This window comes from Gemmatimonadota bacterium (assembly GCA_016209965.1).
In the GTDB taxonomy this organism is placed as follows: Bacteria; Gemmatimonadota; Gemmatimonadetes; order Longimicrobiales; family RSA9; genus JACQVE01.
Window position 1 is genome coordinate 1 of the sequence record JACQVE010000151.1, and the last position, 16,323, is coordinate 16,323.

Consider the following 16,323-nt stretch of genomic DNA (forward strand, 5'->3'; position numbering starts at 1 on the left):
CCGGGCGCAGATCCGCAGGCTGGACGAGCTGTTCCGGGGCGCCGTGCCCGGCATGGTCGCCTGGAACCTGGGCGCCTCGCCCGTGCTCCGCTTCGGCAGCATCCGCGGCGCCACCTCGCTCGCGCTCAACGCGCCCAAGGTCTACGTCGACGGCATCGAGATCGCGAATCCGGTGTACCTCGGCTCGCTCGATCCCGCGACTATCGAGCGCATCGAGGTCATCCGCGGGCCGCAGGGCGCGGCGCTCTTCGGCTCCGATGCGATTGGCGGCGTGATTCAGATCGTCACCCGCAAGGGAACGCCGGGCGCCGCACCCGAGCTGACGCTGGACAGTCGCAGCGCGGGCGGCTGGGTTGAGTCCGTGGCCGGCACGCGCGGTGGCTGGCTGCTCGACCAGGCGCTGAGCGCTTCACTGGCCGCGCCCCGCCTGGGCATGGCCGCCGGCGGCTCGCTACTCCGCATGGGCCAGCGCGCGGAAGGCGGCGGCGAGCGGCGTGCGGCCTTTGCCGGGATGCGGCTGGCCGGCGGGCCGGTGGCCGCAGAGCTCTCGGTCCGGGGGAGCATCTACGCCTGGGAGTCTCCCGTGAACGCGGTGCTGCGCGCCAACGGGCTGCGTCCGCTCTCGCCGGCGCTCGAGCAGCCGCAGGAGGTGCGGGAGCAGATCTTCGGGTTGACGCTCCAGCATTCGGTCGGCAATCGCTGGTTCCATAGTCTCACGCTCGGCCGGGATCAGAGTCAGTTGCGGGTCGCGGCCGAGCGCCAGCCCCAGCTCTCCCCGGCCGATTCGCTCCTCGCCACGAGCAGCGGCGAGATAAGCCGCACATCGGCCCGCTACGCCGGCCGCCTGCGCCTCGCCGACGGCCCCGCGCTGGCGGCAGCCATCACCCTGGGCGGCGATGTGGGAGAGCTGCGCCACACGACCGGCGAGGCGCGGGAGCGCCGCGCTACCCTGCGGCAGGACGGCGGCGTTTTCTCCCAGCTCGAGATGGGGCTCGAGGACGCGCTTTTCCTGACGGCCGGCGTCCGTGCGGAGCACGCCGGCACCTTCGGCGAGGCCTTCGGCGAAGTGGCCTGGCTGCCGCAGGTCGGCGCCGCCTGGGTGGCCGAGCTGGGCCCGCTCAGCGCCAGGGCGCGCGCCGCCTACGGCCGGGCGATCCGGCCGCCGCCAGCCGATGCGGCCGTGGCGCTCAAGCGGCCGGGCTTCGAGCAGCAGCCCAACCCCGAGCTGGCGCCCGAGTCGCAGAGCGGCGCCGAGGCCGGCGTCGACCTGAGCCTGGGCGCGCGGGCCTCGCTCCAGCTCACCCGCTACGACCAGCGGGTCGAGGGGCTGATCCAGGGGGTGCTGCTGCCCCGCTCGCATACCACCGCCTTCATGCAGCAGAACATCGGGGTGATCGCCAACCGCGGCTGGGAGGTGCAGGGCTCGCTGGCCGTGCCGCCCTTCTTCCTGACCAGCACCTACGCCAGCATCGACAGCCGGGTCGTACGCATCGCGCCGGGCTACCGGGGAGAGCTGCGCGAGGGCGACCGGATCCCCGAGGTGCCTGCCGACGCCGGTTCCGCCACTCTCACCTTCGCGGCCGGCGGCAGCACAGGCTCGGTCACCGCCTGGCGCATTGGCAACTGGATCAACTACGACTGGCTCGCGCTCTATCGCGCGCACCTGCGCCACGAGAAGCTGCTCAAGCCGCCCCGGTCCTATCGCATCGTCTATCCGCCGCTCATCCGCTACGACCTGGCGCTGACCCAGGAGCTCGGCCGCTCGGTCGCGCTCCTGGCCAAGATCGAGAACCTGGCCGATTCGCGGCGCGGCGGGCGAGACAACCTGCAGCCGGGAAGTGGCCGCATCGTCTCCCTGGGGCTGCGGCTGGTCCGCTGAGCGGGAGGCGGGGTCCATGCACGAACTGCAAAAGGCCATCGACTCGGCGTTCGAACGCCGCCACCAGCTCTCGCCGGCGAGCGTGGACCGCGCCACCAGCGATGCCGTGCTCGCAGCCGTGGACCTGCTGGACCGGGGCGCGGCCCGCGTGGCCGAGAAGCGGGAAGGCGAGTGGACCGTCAATCAGTGGCTCAAGAAGGCAGTGCTGCTCTGGTTCCGCATTGCCCAGGATCGCGTCAGTGATGCAGGCTACACCCGCTTCTACGACCGCATCCCCCTCAAGTACGCCGGCCATGGGGAGGAGGAATTCCGCGCCCAGGGCGCGCGCGTCGTGCCGCACGCGCTGGTGCGCCGCGGGGCCTACGTGGCGCCCGACGTCGTGCTGATGCCCAGCTACGTCAACACCGGCGCCTACGTGGACAGCGGGACGATGGTGGACACCTGGGCCACGGTGGGCTCGTGCGCCCAGATCGGCAGGAACGTGCATGTCTCCGGCGGCGCGGGGATCGGCGGTGTGCTCGAGCCCGTGCAAGCCCGACCGACCATCATCGAGGACGAATGCTTCATCGGCGCGCGCTCCGAGATCGTGGAGGGCGTGATCGTCGAGCGGGGCGCCGTAATCTCGATGGGCGTCTTCATCGGGCAGAGCACCCGCATTTATGACCGGGCGACGGGCGAGATCACGTTCGGCCGCGTGCCCGCCGGCGCCGTGGTGGTGCCCGGCAGCCTGCCCGCCGCAGAGAGCGGGTGGCGCCGCCTGGTGAGAGGCCCGAGCCACAGCCTCTACTGCGCCGTGATCGTCAAGCGGGTGGACGAGCAGACGCGCACGCGCGTGGGCGTCAACGAGCTGCTGCGCGGGATCTGGGCGGACGAGCGCTGAGGAGCGATGACAGCAGCTCGCAGCACGCGGGTTGGGTCTGCGTTAGAATCTGAGCACCATTTGGCCCGGGACCTGCCGCGACCCGCACCAGGGAGCCAGTGCTCCGGTTGGCGTGTTCAGAGACGGTCCTTGTCGGCCGACTTGGCTGCAGGGGCCTTGGCGAGAAGAGCCAGGTACCTGTCCCTACTTGGAGCCCGAGCCGCGCGTCTCGCGAAATATTCGGCAGTTGCCAGGGCCGAGATCTTCTCGGCGACCGCCAGCATGACGAACTGGTTGGTCGAGACATTGTCCCGGGCCGCCCACTCCTTTACGGCGGCATGCAATGAATCCGGCAGGCGAAGGCTGAGCTGGCTCATCCTGATCCTCCAAGCTCCTGCAAGAACTGCCCCGGGGTTTGTACCCTGATACTAAACCGAGCAACCCCACGGAAGTGACGAAGGTTGAACGTGACGATGGTGTCACAAGCCCCGGCGACCGCAGCCTCCAGTACAAGATCATCTTTCGGGTCCGGCAGAAGCGGCCGCCACAGATAGTAGATCGGTTGCTGGCGGGCGACAGAGCACAAGTGATCCAAGATCTCGGTTAGCTCGGCCCGGCTGAAGACTAACTGTTGGTTCGGGCGCGTAGCCGCGTCTTCGTATTCGAGTATGAGTGGCACCGAGAGCACGAGCTCGAAGACCCCTGTGCCCACCAGGCTGAGCAGCTTGTGCGAAGCTCCAAGTCGGGAGCGTAGCCCGGAAACGAACACGTTCGTATCCAGGACAATGAGTCGCATGTGATATCATATGTGATGTATCGCTTGGGGTCAATTGAGAAGTTGAATTGGATGGTGTGCGCCACGTAACAGGCTGCCCGCGCGCACCCGGCAATGGCTCAGCGTCTAATTGGCACTCCCCCGCCCGTAGATGGCCCGGACCCGCTCCGTGGTGTCCGCCTCCGCGGGTGACTTGTCCGGCCGGTAGCGCTTCACCCTGGCGAAGCGCAGCGCGAGCCCGCCCGGGTAGCGGGGGCTGGCCTGCACGCCTTCGAACGCCACCTCGACGACCAGCTCGGGGCGGACGTGCACGATGTGCCCTTCACGCCCCAGCTCCCGCCTCAGCAGCTCCCGGGTCTGCCAGGCCAGCATCTCGTCCGTCAGACCCTTGAAGGTCTTGCCCAGCATGACATATCCGCCGGTGTCGGGATCGCACGCGCCCAGGTGCAGGTTGCTGAGCCAGCCGCGCCGGCGGCCGTGCCCCCATTCGGCGGCCAGCACGACCAGGTCGAGCGTGTCCGCCTCCTTCACCTTGAGCCAGCTCCCGCCGCGCCGGCCCGCGTCGTAGGTCGCCTCGAGCGACTTGGCCACCACCCCCTCGTGCCCCACCCGCCGCGCCGCGCGCAGGAACTCCGCCGCCGCGCCGGCATCCCTGGTGATCAAACGAGGCACGCGCATGGCCGGGAGGACCAGCGCCTCGAGCGCCCGGAACCGGTCCCCGGCGGGCCGGTCGAGCAGGGACTCCCCGTCGGCGTAAAGGCAATCGAAGAAGAAAGTCGAGAGCGGCAGCTCCCGCCGCAGCGCCTCCACGTCCAGCTTCCGGCCGAAGCGGCGCATGGTGGTCTGGAACGGCCTGGGCCTGCCGTCCGGCCAGAGCGCAATCGCCTCGCCGTCCAGGACCAGCTCCGCCGACGGCAGCACACGCACCGCCTCGACCAGCTCTGGGACCGATGCGGTGACCTCGTTCAGCCGGCGGCTGTAGACCCGAACCTCGTCGCCCCGCTTGTGCACCTGCACGCGCGCGCCGTCCAGCTTGTAATCCAGCGCAGCGCCGCCCAGCCGCTCGAGCGCGTCCTCCAGATCCTCGGCGGACTGCGCCAGCATGGGCTGGAGCGGCCGGAACAGCTCGATGCCGAACCGCGCCAGCCCCGCGGAGCCGCCGGCCAGCGCCGCCGCCGCGACCCGGCCCAGCTCGCCGGCAAACAGCAGAGCACGCCGCACCTCCGCCGCCGGCACACGCGCCGCGCGCACGACCGCCTCCACCATCACGCCTTCCAGCGCGCCCTGCCGCAATTCGCCGAATACGAGCCGAGCCAGGAACTCCTGCTCATCGCGGGTCGCCCCCACCAGCAACTCGCGCAGCAGCCGCACCCGCTCGGCCGCCGAGCCAGGGCCGCGACACCCGCTCATGGCCTGAAACGCCGCATCCACCTCGAGCAGCGACAACGCCGGGTCAGCCGCCGAGTCCGCCGGCCACGCCTCACGGATCGCGGCGGGGCCGAGCCCCACCCGCCCCTGCCGGAGCTCGCCAGTCAGATAGCTCACGACCAGTGGCGCCTCCGCCGGCGCGGCACGCTGCAACAGCACTGCGAGCGCGGCGACCTTCTCCAGACGGGAGGAGGTTCCAGCCACGCGAAGGGAGGTCTGGACGACGTCGTCAAGGAGCAGGCTCATTGCGCGCGTGTGACCTTGAAATCTCGAAGTGATGAGTCGAAATCACGAGGTGGAAACCCCGCGAGGGCGCTCATCAAGCTGCTACCCCGCTGCGAGACGCGGCAGTATATAGAGCCTTTGTAGGCCCAGGCGGCCGCTTCAGTCCCCCGCCCCCGCTCCGACCAGGGGAACAGGCACGGGTCTGGACGGTTCCCGCGCCAAGGGCCTGACCGGCGGCCGGGAGCCCCTGAGCCAGTTTGCGAACCGCTCGGCCGAGCGGTTCAGGATGAGGTAGGCGCTGGGCACGACGAACAGGGTTAGCAGCGTCGAGACGGTGAGCCCGCCCACCACGGCAATGGCCAGCGGCTGCATCAGCTCCGAGCCCTGGCCGATGCCCAGGGCCAGGGGTAGCATGCCGCAGGCCGTGGTCATGGTGGTCATGAGGATGGGGCGCAGCCGCACGGCGCCCGCTTCGACCACGGCCTGCTCGCGCGTCAGCCCCCGCGTGCGGCGCCCCTGCTCCGTGTACTCGACCAGCAGGATGGCGTTGTTCACCACAATGCCCGCCAGCAGGATAACGCCCAGCAGCACGGGCGCGCTGAGCGGCGTGCCCGTGGCCTTGAGGAGAAGGCCCACGCCAATGAGCGAAAGCGGGATCACGAACAGGATGACCAGCGGGTTGACCAGGCTCTCGTATTGCACGGCCATGACCACGAAGACCAGGAACACGGCGAGCAGGATCACGATGGTGAGCTGCCGGTTGTTCTCCCGGATCGCCTCCTCCTCCCCGCCGAAAACGATGCCGTAACCCTCGGGCAGCTCGAGGCCGGCCAGCCGGGCGCGGATCGAGTCGTTGACCGCGCCCACGCTGGCGACCTGGGCAATGACATCGCCCGTGAGCCGCAGCACGCGGTTCTGGTTCTCGCGCAGGATGGTGGTGGGGCCCAGCGTGTTGTAGACGCGGGCGACGTCGCGCAGGTAGATGGGCGCGCCGTCAGCGGCGCCGGGGAAGAGCGCGACCGAGCCCAGATCCTCGGGGCTCCTGAACCGCTCGCGCGGGAACATGACGCGCAGGTCGTACTCCTTGTTGGCGGCAGTGAACTGCGTGGCTACCGTGCCGTCCAGCGCGGTGCGCAGCGTTTGGCCGACCGCCGCCACGCTCAGCCCGAGATAGGCCGCGCGCTCCCGCTCCAGCTCGATGGCGAGCTGCGGGCTGGCCTCGTCCGCCGATGGCTCGAGGTTCTCGAGGCCGGGCACGCCCCGCACGCGCGCCATGACTTCCTCGCCCATCCGCTGCAGCTCCTTCAGGTCATCGCCCTGGATGCTGAGCGCGATGGCCGAGCCGGCCGCCGAGGTGCGCAGGCCACGGATGCGCGGCGGCCGGACGTTGATGCGCGCGCCCGCAAAGCCGCGCTGGTTGATCCTGGCCTGCGCCTCCTGTACCCAGCGGTCGGCGCTCCACTCCCGCTCCGTGGGCGGTGCCAGCACCACCTCGATGTTGCCGCGACCCGCCCGCTCGCTGGTGAAGGACCCGAAGAGAAACCCGCCTGCAGTGGCGAACACGCTACGCACGTACGGCAGCTCCGCGACCAGGGCCTCGACCTCCCTGGTCACCTGGTTGGTGGCCCCGGCGGACGTGGCCGGCGGCAGGGTGATCATGATCCCGACGTTGCCGTCGTCGACCTGGGGCAGGAACTCGCTGCCCACTCCGCGGGTGAAGGCGAAGGTGGCGAGGAGCGCGGCGAGCGCGCCGCCCAGCACCGTCCAGCGCCAGCGGGCGACGACGCGGCCGGCTGCCCGCCGGTACCAATTCCGCAGCCCGCTTACCATATGATCGAAGCCGCGCAGCGCCGGGGAGCGCTGCAGCCCGCTCGAGAACCGGATCTTCGCGAGCTGCGCCGAGAGCGCGGGCACCAGTGTGAGCGCCACCAGCAGTGAGGCGAAGATGGCGAAGGAGATGGTCAGGATCAGCTCGCGGAAGATCAGCGCGGCCAGCCCACTGACCAGCAGGAAGGGCACGACGGCCGCCAGGTTTGTGGCCGTGGATGCAATCACCGCGCTCTGCACTTCGGCTGCGCCCTCGTGCGCGGCCTGCTCGGGGTCCTCGTTCCCCTCCTCGCGATGGCGGAAGACGTTCTCCAGCATGACAATCGAGTTGTCGATCAGCAGCCCCACGCCCAGGGCCAGCCCGCCCAGCGTCATGATGTTGAGCGTCAGGCTGCCCAGCCCCATCATGCCGAAGGTGGCCAGCACGGCCACCGGTATGGCCAGTCCGATCACGAACGTCTTGCGCAGCGAGCCCAGGAAGAGCAGCACCACCAGCATGGCCAGGCTCGCGCCCAGCAGGGCGGCGTTGCGCACCGAATTGACCGAGCTGCGGATGAAGCCCGCCTGGTTCTGGATCGTGCGGTACTCGATGTCGCCCGGGATAAAGCGCGAGGCCGCCAGCCGCCGCAGCCGCCCGTCCACCTGGTCCGCGACCCTGACCGTGTTGGCGTTGGGCTGCTTGCGCACCGACAGTTTTACCGCGGGCACGCCATCCAGCCGCACCCAGATCCGCTGCTCGCGGTGCGTGTCCCGCACACTCGCGACTTCGGACAGCGGAACGCGCCCGCCGCCCGGCACGCTGAGCAGCACCGAGCGCACGTCATCGACCGTGCGGAACTTGCCCGCCGTCTTGCCCACCACCTCGCGCGTGGCCGAGGCAACGCGGCCTGCCGCCACGTCCTGGTTGGCGGCGCGCACCGCCTCGATCACCTGCGACACGGTCAGGCCGTAGGAGCGCAGCCGCTCCTGGTCCAGCACCACCTGGATCTCGCGCACCAGCCCGCCCGAGACGTCGATCGAGGCCACGCCCTCGATGCTCAGGAGCTGCGGCCGCAGCCGGTACTCGACCCAGTCCCGCAGCGACACGAGGTCGCGCGTAGCCGAGGAGAAGGCCAGCTCGTAGACCGGCTGCTGCGAGGGGTCGAACTTGAAGATGGTGGGCGGGTCGGCTTCCTCCGGCAGAGACGCGCGCGCGCGGTCCAGATTCTTGGACGCGTCCTGCAGCGCGAAGTCCATGTCCGTGCCATAGGAGAAATGGAGGTTGACGCCCACGCGGCCCTCCTGCACCTCCGTCTCCAGCCGCACCAGATCCTCGGTGGTGGCCAGGGCCGCCTCCAGCCGTTTGGCCACCGTCTCCTCCAGCACCTCCGGCTCGACGCCACGGTTGGTGACCGAGGCGCGCACCTGCGGGTAGACAATGCTGGGGAGCAGGTCCAGCGGCAGCCTGGCCAGGAAAAAGAAGCCGAGCACGACCACGACCGAGGTGAGCATGACCGTGCCCACCGGCCGGCGGATGGCCCAGCTCGGCAGGCCGCGGTGGCGCAGGTCGCGGGGTCCGCTCACGGCGCCCCGCCCTCCCCCGCCGTGGAGCCGGCGGCGCGGGTGCCGGCGCCGCCCACCACGCGGACGGCCATCCCGTCCCGCAGCGTGTTGCTGCCCACAGTGACGACCTGCTCACCCTGCCGCAGTCCGGCCACGACCTCAATACGCCCTTGCGAGGACAGCCCGGTCTCGACCGTGCGGCGAACCGCCTTGCCGTCTTCCACCACGAACACCGCCTCCGACCCCCCGCCAGTCACGACTGCGGACGCGGGCACGAGCAGCGTGTTCTCGCGCGCGGACAGGGCGAAGGTAGCGCGGGCCAGGAACCCCGGGCGCGCCAGCCGGCTCGCCTCGCCGGCCAGCGCGACCTCGACCGGCACCAGCCGCGTGGCCGGGTCGGCCGAGGGGAAGATGCGCCGGATCCGGCCCTCGAGCGGGCGGCCGGGGAACGCGTCCAGCGCGACATCGACAGCGTCGCCGACCGCCAGCTCGACCACGTCCAGCTCCGAGACGCGCACGCGCACGACCATGGTGGAAACGTCGGCGATGGTGAACAGCCGCGTCTGCGGGGCGACGACGTCGCCCGCCTCGACCCGCTTCTCGGTCACCACGCCAGCCAGCGACGCGCGCACGGTGGCGTAGCCCACACGGGTGCGGAGCTGCTCGAGCTGCGCCCTGGCCGCCGCGTAAGCGGTGCGATCCCGCTCGTACTCGGGCACCGTGATGACCTGGCGCTCGCGCAGCCGCTCGGCTCGCTGGTGTGCCGACTCGGCGACCTGGTAGGACGCCTCCGCCGAGGCGAGCTGCGCTTGCAGCTCCCGGTCATCGAGCTGGGCCAGCACGGCGCCGCGCGTGACCGCGTCGCCCTCCTCGACGCGGACGGCCAGCAGCGCGCCCGCGAGCTGACTGTTCACGGCAACCGTGCGGATCGGCTCGACCGTGCCGGAGACGGTGACCGAGCGGGCGATCGAGCCGGCCTCGACCGGCGCGACCTCGACCACGGCCACGCGCATGCCATCCGGCGCGCCCCCGCGGCCTGCGCCGCCCCGCCCACCACCCGCCGACTGCGCGGCCGCCGATGCTGCATCCTCCCCGCCACGGCAGCCGCCAGTGAGCAGCAGGGCCAGCAGCGGCGCCAGTGCCAGCCGGCAGGCCGCCCACGGCCGCCCCCCCGGCGCCGGGCTCCGGCTACTCACCCTGGCCTCCTCCGACCGCCTCGCCCAGGACCGCCTCCAGCCGTGCCACCGCCGTCCCCAGCGCCTGCCGGGCGCGAACCGCCGCGACCTCCACCTCCGCGAGCGTGAGCTGGGAGGCCTGCAGATCGAGAATCGTCGAGGCGCCGAGCTGATAGCGCTCCTCCTGCACCCGCAGGTCTTCCCGCGCCAGATTGACGGCGCGGTCCGAGATCGCGACGCGCCGCTCCGCTGCCGTGATGTCCTGCAGGGCTGACTCGACCGCGACGCGGGCCGCGATTGCCGCGTCCAGCGCGCGTGCCCGCGCCAGGCGCTCGCCGGCCGCCGCGCGCTGCAGCGCCGCCTCGCGCTGGAAGCCGTTGAACAGCGGGAGCGTGGCAAACACGCGCACGCTCCAGCTCTGCTGGTCGGGCGGGAACCGGAACGCGAACCAGTCGTAGCCGCCGGACAGCCGGACGGAGGGCAGGTAGGGCGTGTAGCTCGCCAGCCGTTCCGCACGGCGACTTCGCAGCGTGGCCTCCGCCGCCACCACCGCGGGCGAGGCGCGCACCGCGCGCGCGACCAGTTGATCAGTCGGCGGCAGGGCTGGCGCCCGCTCGGGCAGTGAAGCCGCCGCCGGCTGTGCCGCGCCCGCCACGCCCACCTGGCGCCCCAGCTCGAGCTCTGCAGTGCGCAGCGCCGCCTCCGTCTCGATTACGGCCAGCTCGGCATTGCCCACCTCGAGCTCGGCGCGCAGTACGTCCGATGCCGTGGCCGTTCCCACTTCGAGCCGCGTCTCGGCGAACTCGAGCTGCTGGCGCGCCCGCTCGAAGCGCTGTGCCGCCGCCCGCACCAGATCCGCCGCCGCGGCCGCGTCGTAGAACGCCGCCGTGGTACGCAGGATGGTCTGGAAGCGCTGCGCACGGTACTGCGCGTCCGCCGCCGCCACTTCCGCCGAGGCCGCCCGATGCTGCAGCAGCCGCCGCCCACCCGAGAACAGCTCGTAACTGCCCGCTGCCTGGGCGGTGTAGCTCTCCGAGACCAGCCGCCCCGTCGACTGGTCGAAGCGCTGGTTGCTCGAGTTGCCGTACGCCGAGCTGAGGGTCAGTGTGGGCAGCCACGCGCCCCGGGCCTGAAGCAGCCCAGCCTCCGCCGTGGCCACTGCCGCCTCTGCGGCCACGGCCGCCGGGTCGTGCGCCAGCGCCATGCGGATCGCCTCGGCCAGCGTGACCACGGCCGGCACAGCCGATTGCTGCGCGGACGCCCCCGGCGAGGAGACAAAGATCGCCGCGCCGGCCATAGCCGCCAGGCCGACGGGCCGCACCCTGCGGTAGCTCTTCATGGCTGGGAAAGTAACAGGTCCTGCCCCTGCGCCAAGCGCGCGCTCGCGGAAAGCTGGCCGGAGCGGCAGCCGGCTGAGGTCCATGATAATCAACTAAATCTTAACGCAGACGCGCACCGCCGTCACTTCGTTAAAGGCGCGCCGCCGGAAAGCCGAAGTGTGGTCCCCCAGGGATCCCTTGCCAGCCAGCCATGCGCCGCGCGCTCCACGGGGTGCCCCGCCTCTCGAAGGCGTGCCGCCGCGGCCTCCGCCTGCTCGGGCCGCGGCACGACGATCTCCCAATCGAGCAGCCGGGCATCCCCTGGCTGCGGGCGGGCGGCAGCGGCGCCTGCCCAGGTGTTCAGACCCAGGTGATGGTGGTAGCCGCCGGCCGAGAGGAAGAGCGCGCCCGCATAGCTGCGCACGACGACGTCGAATCCCAGCGCCGCGTGATAGAAGGCCGCCGCATCGTCCAGGTCCGCCACATGCAGATGCACGTGCCCGATCACCGTGCCCGCAGGCATGCCCTGCCACACCGCGCCCCCGCCCGCCCGCACCAGATCCGCTATGTCCAGTGGGCGGGTGTCCATGAGCAGCTCGCCCTTCTGATAGCGCCATGTCGAACGCGGACGGTCCGCATAGACTTCGACGCCCAGTCCGTCCGGGTCGCGCAGGTACAACGCCTCGCTCACCAGATGGTCTGAAGCGCCCGGCCGCTCGCCGCGAGCCGTGAGGTGCGCCAGGAAGCGCGCCAGCGCGCCCCGGTACGGCAGCAGGATCGCAAAGTGGTACAGGCCCAGCCTACCCCGGTGCGGCACCGGCGCCGCACCGGCGCGCTCGTGCAGCTCGATCAGCGGCACGTCGCCGCCCTCAGCCGCAAGCGCCACCGCCTCGCCATGATTTGGGACCGCGCGGAAGCCGAGCGTGCTCTCGTAGTACGCCAGCGACCGCGAGAGGTCCGCTACCTGCAGCCGCACCCGCCCCAGCCGGGTCGCGGCCGGGAGGCGGGGCTCCCCGATGATCGCCGCGCCCAAGCTCTCCTCGCCCGCGGCCCCGCCCGCCATCGGGTCACGAGCTGGCATGACGCCCATCCTCAGGCCGAAGTGATGCGCCACCGCATGAAGTGATGCGCCATCGCATGCAGGTAGGACACGTGTTACGTTACAGCAGCAGCGAGAGCATACGTGTTACAACACCCAAAGTCAACCGCGGCGAGCAGACTGGCGATCGACCGCGGGCGGGGGGAAGCTGGCGTCGGTCAGGGGTACGGGCCGTGTGTCCGGAGGCTTGACCGGATGGCATCTCGAGCAGGAGCACGATCCTTGCGCCACGCCTGTTCTCCCAACACTCACTCGATCCGAAAGGACAGATCATGGCGCGAGAGACGGGGACGGTAGCGCGATTCATGGACGAGAAGGGCTTCGGCTTCATTCATCCGGACCGCGGCGGCAAGGACATCTTCGTGCACCACTCCGCGATCGGGGGCGCTGGGTTCAAGACCCTGCGGGAGGGCGAGCGCGTGGAGTTCGACCTCGTTCAGGACCCCAAAGGCCCCCGGGCAGAGAACGTCGTCCGCCTCGAAGAGTAGCGGCCGCTGCCGGCCCTGCACGAACGAGACTTCCCCGTAGGGCCAAGCGGCTCCCGGGGATCACCCGAGTCGCCGACGAGTCCAGTGCATCCCGAAACCACTTGACAGGCCGCTGCTCAGCTCCACACTTTACTAGTGCATTAAATAATGGATCAGTTTAGCAGCCCATGACGCCCAACCGACTGAACACGACCTTCGCTGCGCTCGCGGACCCGACTCGCCGCGCGATTCTCGCGCGCCTGGCTTTGGGCGAGGCCACGGTGACCGAGCTGGCGGAGCCGTTCGCCATGAGCCTGCCCGCCGTCTCCCGGCACCTCAAGGTGCTCGAGCGCGCCGGTCTGATCACGCGCCGCCGGGAGGCGCAATGGCGGCCGTGCCGGCTCGAGGCGAGGCCGCTCCGGGACGTGGCCGATTGGCTGGCGCAGTATCGCCGGTTCTGGCACGAGCGCCTATCGTCGCCCTGATCGCTCCTGTGTCGGCCGCAATCATGGGGCCCTACCCATGTCCAACCTCGAGAGCGGATTGCAGCTCTTCCAGTACCAAGCCATCCCGCTCCACCGAACGAAGCTGTTGCAGAGCTCTCAAAGCGCCTGGGGAGCGAATCCTGCCCAGCGCCCACACCGCGTGCCCGCGCACCAGCGGCTCCTCGTCCTGCAACGCCTTGACCAGCACCGGCACCGCCTCCGGCGAGCCCCAGTTGCCCAGCGCCACCGCCACGTTCCGCAGGAAGCCCGCGCGTTTGGCCCGCCGGAACGCAGAGCCACGCGAGTAATCCTCCCACTCCGCCTGGCTCATCGCCATGAGCTCGACGAGTCGCGGCCCGTCCGTCCCGGGCACCTGGAACCTGCCCTGCCCTGTTCCGGCTACCGTGCCCGAGCCCGTGCCCACCGTGGGAACCCGCCGACCGCGATCCCGCCCCCGATCCCGATCCGTTTCCGAGCCTGAGCTCGCCCGCAACTCCGGCTCGCGCGTAAGCTTCACGAACTTGGGCCCATTGAACGGGCACGCCTCCTGGCAGATGTCGCAGCCGAAGATGCGGTCGCCCACCAGCGGCCGCAGCTCCCGCGGGATGGGTCCCCGCAGCTCAATGGTGAGATAGGAGATGCAACGCCGGGCGTCGATGACCGGCGCACCGGCCGCATCCCGGCCCAGCAGCGCGCCCGTGGGACAGGCCTCGACGCAGGCGTTGCAGCGCCCGCAGTGGTCCGCCTCGAAGGGAGCGTCCGGCTCGAGCTCCAGCTCCAGCAGCAGCGTGCCCAGGAAGAAGTACGAACCGCGACGCGGGTGGATGAGCATGGTGTTGCGCCCGAACCACCCCAATCCGGCGCGGCGGGCCAGCTCCCGCTCCAGCACCGGCCCCGTGTCCACATACGCACGCGCCGCGGGCAGCTCCCGCCCGACCTCCCCTTCCAGCCACGCCAGCAGCGCCAGCAGCTTCTGCTTCAACACCTTGTGGTAGTCCCGGCCGCGCGAGTAGCGGGCGACGATGCCATAGGAAGCCGCATCGCCCGCCCGTGTCTCTGTGTCGCCCCGCTGCCGCTCCGGCTCCTCCCCCTGCGCCGCGCGGTCGTCGGGATAGTAATTCAGGCCAACCACCAGGGCGGAGCGCAGCTCGGGCCAGGCGCGGCGCGGGTCGAGCCGTCGCGCCACGGCGTCGGGCCGGGCGAGGTAGGCCATCTGGCCGTTGCGGCCGGCGGCCAGCCACTGCTGGAGGAAGGCGGCGTGGTCACTCTGGTGGAGCGGCGCAATGCCGGCCAGGTCGAAACCCAGGCGCTTCGCCTGCTTCTTCAGGCGCGCGGTGAGCGAGGCGGTCGAGGCGAGCATGGTCTGCTCCTACCCGTCCGCCGGGGGCCGCGGTCCCCGCGGGCGCGATTATTCCGTTGGTGCATCCTGACATCCGATTCCGAGAGCGCCGGCTGCGTCCCGCGACCGGCCTGCCGAGGGAATGTGCTATGCTCCTGCTGGCGGCGCTTCTGGCCCTGTCCGACCACGAGCAGGAGGCCGGCCGGTTTCGTCTTACCCTGGCTGGCGATGGATCGAGACGGTCGCCCAGCCGTGCTGATTCATTTCCGCCGCCGGCCGCGCATCCACCGCCGGCTGCGCCAGCCGAAAATCTCCGAGCTTCCCCACCTGCTCCCGGCACTCGACCGCGAGCGTGCAGAGCCGGAGGCGGACGTCCCAGCCGCGCAGCACGGAATCCTGCGCCGCGATCGCCCATTCGACCCGTGTTTCCGGCGCGAGCAACGGCCGGAAGCGGGCCAGCGGCCGTGCAGCCTGGAAGGTGAAGCTGTACCACGAGGGGTTCAGCGCCAGGGAGTGGACAGCCCGGGCGCGCAGCGTGGCCGCGGCTGCAGCCGGCAGCGGAACTTCTGTCAGGTAGCCGCGCAGGGCCACGAGGCTCCCGCGGCTGACCTGCAGATCGATCTTCCGGACCCGGACGGGTTGGCCTTCCAGCTCCAGGCGGAAGCTGTCGGGCAGAGTGAACCCGGTGCCCTCCGTCCGCGAGGCCGTGAACGGGAAGAGCAACCGGAGTGTGGGGCTGGCATGGGATGGAACGGGCGCGGGCTGGCCGGCACGCTGGGCGCTCGGCGTGCCGGCCGCACCGGCCGGGCTCGACGCCACCGCCACCGTGGTGGCCAGCCGGAGCTCGATCCAGGTTTCGGCCCGGGTGGCTGTAAAGCCGTCCGGAAAGGCGCGCCGGCGGTTTTCCGGGGCGCGCGAGTCGAACCTGGTGTCGCGCCGCACCTCGCTGCGCACGACCAGGCTCTCCAGAAAGATGCCCCCTGTCCCCTGCACCCGCTCGACGAGCGGCGCCTGAAAGTTGACGCCCACCGGCCCGTCATAGGCGGGCCGCCGGTCATCATCGGCCCTGCCCCGAAGCATGGGGACCGTCAGCCCGGCGGCGCACAGGCAGAAGAGCGGCAGGCAGCGCGGCGCGGGGGTCAGGAAGCCCATGCCTGCGCTCCATGTGCTGGCCTGGGGTTGCCGAGTGTCGGCGGTCGGGTGACAGGTCTCACGCGCACGGTCGTCCGTTGACGCTCAGGACCCATGTACCAGCGCTGCCCGCCGCTCTGTTCATCGGAGGATCCACTTCCGTTACCGGCATCTGGGCGAGCCGCTGGGCGGCCCAGACGCTTTCGCCCCAGAATATGCCGGCCCGGCGCACGGCGGCAAGCGGGGCCGCTTGGCGCCTGCTGGGCCTCGGTGAGGTGGTCGGCCGCCCGGCGGGCGCAGCCGAGACGATAACAGACGATAATGCGACGACGGCCCCGAGCTAAGATGCAGGCCGTATTTGGCCCGGTCCGCCGACAGCCGCGGCCGCCCTCTCGGCAGTGGAGGCACCTGTGCCCATGGCCAGCTCGTCGCACTGCGCACCGCTGCGGGGTCCCGTCGCACGCCTCGCCCCCGTCGTCTTCGCTGCCGCTCTCCTCGGCGGCTGCGCCGGGGATTCCACCGGGCCAGCCGGTGGGGCCGGGCCCGTCGCATCCCTGGTCAAGGTCAGTGGCGATAGCCAGAAAGGCGCCGTCGCAAGCGCTCTGTCCGCGCCGCTGGTCGTGAGGCTCACGGATGCCGCGGGGAAACCTGCGGGCGGCAGCCTGGTGATATGGGAGGTGACTGCAGGCGGCGGGTCGGTGAGCCCCGCCGGCCACCGGAGCGATACAGCGGGTGAAGCCCGTACCACCTGGACGCTGGGGACGACTCCCGGC

General features: G+C 71.0%; 13 protein-coding genes. 4 read left to right on the forward strand and 9 right to left on the reverse strand.

Annotated features, from left to right (window positions below):
* On the forward strand, positions 1–1,879 hold a 1,879-nt coding region (locus HY703_06245; GenBank protein ID MBI4544773.1), incomplete at its 5' end, for a TonB-dependent receptor.
* 16 nt (positions 1,880–1,895) lie between these two features.
* The gene (gene dapD, locus HY703_06250) at positions 1,896–2,759 is read left to right on the forward strand and encodes a 2,3,4,5-tetrahydropyridine-2,6-dicarboxylate N-succinyltransferase (protein ID MBI4544774.1); all 864 of its coding nucleotides are present in this window, start codon (positions 1,896–1,898) and stop codon (positions 2,757–2,759) included.
* A gap of 116 nt (positions 2,760–2,875) precedes the next feature.
* On the opposite strand, the gene HY703_06255 is transcribed toward dapD, so the two are convergent.
* From HY703_06255 to HY703_06285, 7 genes are all read right to left on the reverse strand, one after another.
* Complete coding sequence (locus HY703_06255; GenBank protein ID MBI4544775.1) at positions 2,876–3,115, reverse strand: toxin-antitoxin system HicB family antitoxin; 240 nt, start codon at positions 3,113–3,115, stop codon at positions 2,876–2,878.
* Positions 3,112–3,534: a putative toxin-antitoxin system toxin component, PIN family gene (locus HY703_06260; GenBank protein MBI4544776.1), complete on the reverse strand. Its 423-nt coding sequence runs from the start codon at positions 3,532–3,534 to the stop codon at positions 3,112–3,114. The genes HY703_06255 and HY703_06260 overlap by 4 nt, the downstream gene beginning before the upstream one ends.
* A gap of 105 nt (positions 3,535–3,639) precedes the next feature.
* Positions 3,640–5,181 carry an ATP-dependent DNA ligase gene (locus HY703_06265; GenBank protein MBI4544777.1) on the reverse strand — a complete coding sequence of 514 codons (1,542 nt, stop codon included), beginning with the start codon at positions 5,179–5,181 and terminating at the stop codon, positions 3,640–3,642.
* Between the two features lie 144 nt (positions 5,182–5,325).
* Positions 5,326–8,484 carry an efflux RND transporter permease subunit gene (locus tag HY703_06270; GenBank protein MBI4544778.1) on the reverse strand — a complete coding sequence of 1,053 codons (3,159 nt, stop codon included), beginning with the start codon at positions 8,482–8,484 and terminating at the stop codon, positions 5,326–5,328.
* A gap of 68 nt (positions 8,485–8,552) precedes the next feature.
* Positions 8,553–9,731 carry an efflux RND transporter periplasmic adaptor subunit gene (locus tag HY703_06275; protein ID MBI4544779.1) on the reverse strand — a complete coding sequence of 393 codons (1,179 nt, stop codon included), beginning with the start codon at positions 9,729–9,731 and terminating at the stop codon, positions 8,553–8,555.
* A complete protein-coding gene (locus HY703_06280) occupies positions 9,724–11,049 on the reverse strand; it encodes a TolC family protein (GenBank protein MBI4544780.1) in 1,326 nt (441 codons plus the stop codon). The genes HY703_06275 and HY703_06280 overlap by 8 nt, the downstream gene beginning before the upstream one ends.
* A 122-nt stretch (positions 11,050–11,171) precedes the next feature.
* Positions 11,172–12,110 carry a VOC family protein gene (locus HY703_06285; protein MBI4544781.1) on the reverse strand — a complete coding sequence of 313 codons (939 nt, stop codon included), beginning with the start codon at positions 12,108–12,110 and terminating at the stop codon, positions 11,172–11,174.
* Positions 12,111–12,400: 290 nt separating this feature from the next.
* Between HY703_06285 and HY703_06290 the strand changes: the two genes are divergently transcribed.
* Both HY703_06290 and HY703_06295 read left to right on the forward strand, forming a co-directional pair.
* Positions 12,401–12,616, forward strand: coding sequence for a cold-shock protein (locus HY703_06290; protein ID MBI4544782.1), 216 nt, complete (start codon positions 12,401–12,403; stop codon positions 12,614–12,616).
* A gap of 167 nt (positions 12,617–12,783) precedes the next feature.
* Entirely contained in the window at positions 12,784–13,080 is a 297-nt protein-coding gene (locus HY703_06295; GenBank protein MBI4544783.1) for a winged helix-turn-helix transcriptional regulator, read from the forward strand.
* 31 nt (positions 13,081–13,111) lie between these two features.
* Here the strand turns inward: HY703_06295 and queG are convergent, their stop codons facing one another.
* Both queG and HY703_06305 read right to left on the reverse strand, forming a co-directional pair.
* A complete protein-coding gene (queG, locus tag HY703_06300) occupies positions 13,112–14,440 on the reverse strand; it encodes a tRNA epoxyqueuosine(34) reductase QueG (protein MBI4544784.1) in 1,329 nt (442 codons plus the stop codon).
* Positions 14,441–14,632: 192 nt separating this feature from the next.
* Complete coding sequence (locus tag HY703_06305; protein ID MBI4544785.1) at positions 14,633–15,571, reverse strand: hypothetical protein; 939 nt, start codon at positions 15,569–15,571, stop codon at positions 14,633–14,635.
* Positions 15,572–16,323 lie beyond the last annotated feature (752 nt).

What these genes read in the sequence shown, in the direction of transcription:
- dapD (MBI4544774.1), top strand. Translation starts at nt 1,896, where the DNA reads ATGCACGAACTGCAAAAGGCCATCGACTCGGCGTTCGAACGCCGCCAC.
- HY703_06255 (MBI4544775.1), bottom strand. Translation starts at nt 3,115, where the DNA reads ATGAGCCAGCTCAGCCTTCGCCTGCCGGATTCATTGCATGCCGCCGTA.
- HY703_06260 (MBI4544776.1), bottom strand. Translation starts at nt 3,534, where the DNA reads ATGCGACTCATTGTCCTGGATACGAACGTGTTCGTTTCCGGGCTACGC.
- HY703_06270 (MBI4544778.1), bottom strand. Translation starts at nt 8,484, where the DNA reads ATGCTCACCTCGGTCGTGGTCGTGCTCGGCTTCTTTTTCCTGGCCAGG.
- HY703_06280 (MBI4544780.1), bottom strand. Translation starts at nt 11,049, where the DNA reads ATGAAGAGCTACCGCAGGGTGCGGCCCGTCGGCCTGGCGGCTATGGCC.
- HY703_06285 (MBI4544781.1), bottom strand. Translation starts at nt 12,110, where the DNA reads ATGCCAGCTCGTGACCCGATGGCGGGCGGGGCCGCGGGCGAGGAGAGC.
- HY703_06290 (MBI4544782.1), top strand. Translation starts at nt 12,401, where the DNA reads ATGGCGCGAGAGACGGGGACGGTAGCGCGATTCATGGACGAGAAGGGC.
- HY703_06295 (MBI4544783.1), top strand. Translation starts at nt 12,784, where the DNA reads ATGACGCCCAACCGACTGAACACGACCTTCGCTGCGCTCGCGGACCCG.
- queG (MBI4544784.1), bottom strand. Translation starts at nt 14,440, where the DNA reads ATGCTCGCCTCGACCGCCTCGCTCACCGCGCGCCTGAAGAAGCAGGCG.
- HY703_06305 (MBI4544785.1), bottom strand. Translation starts at nt 15,571, where the DNA reads ATGGGCTTCCTGACCCCCGCGCCGCGCTGCCTGCCGCTCTTCTGCCTG.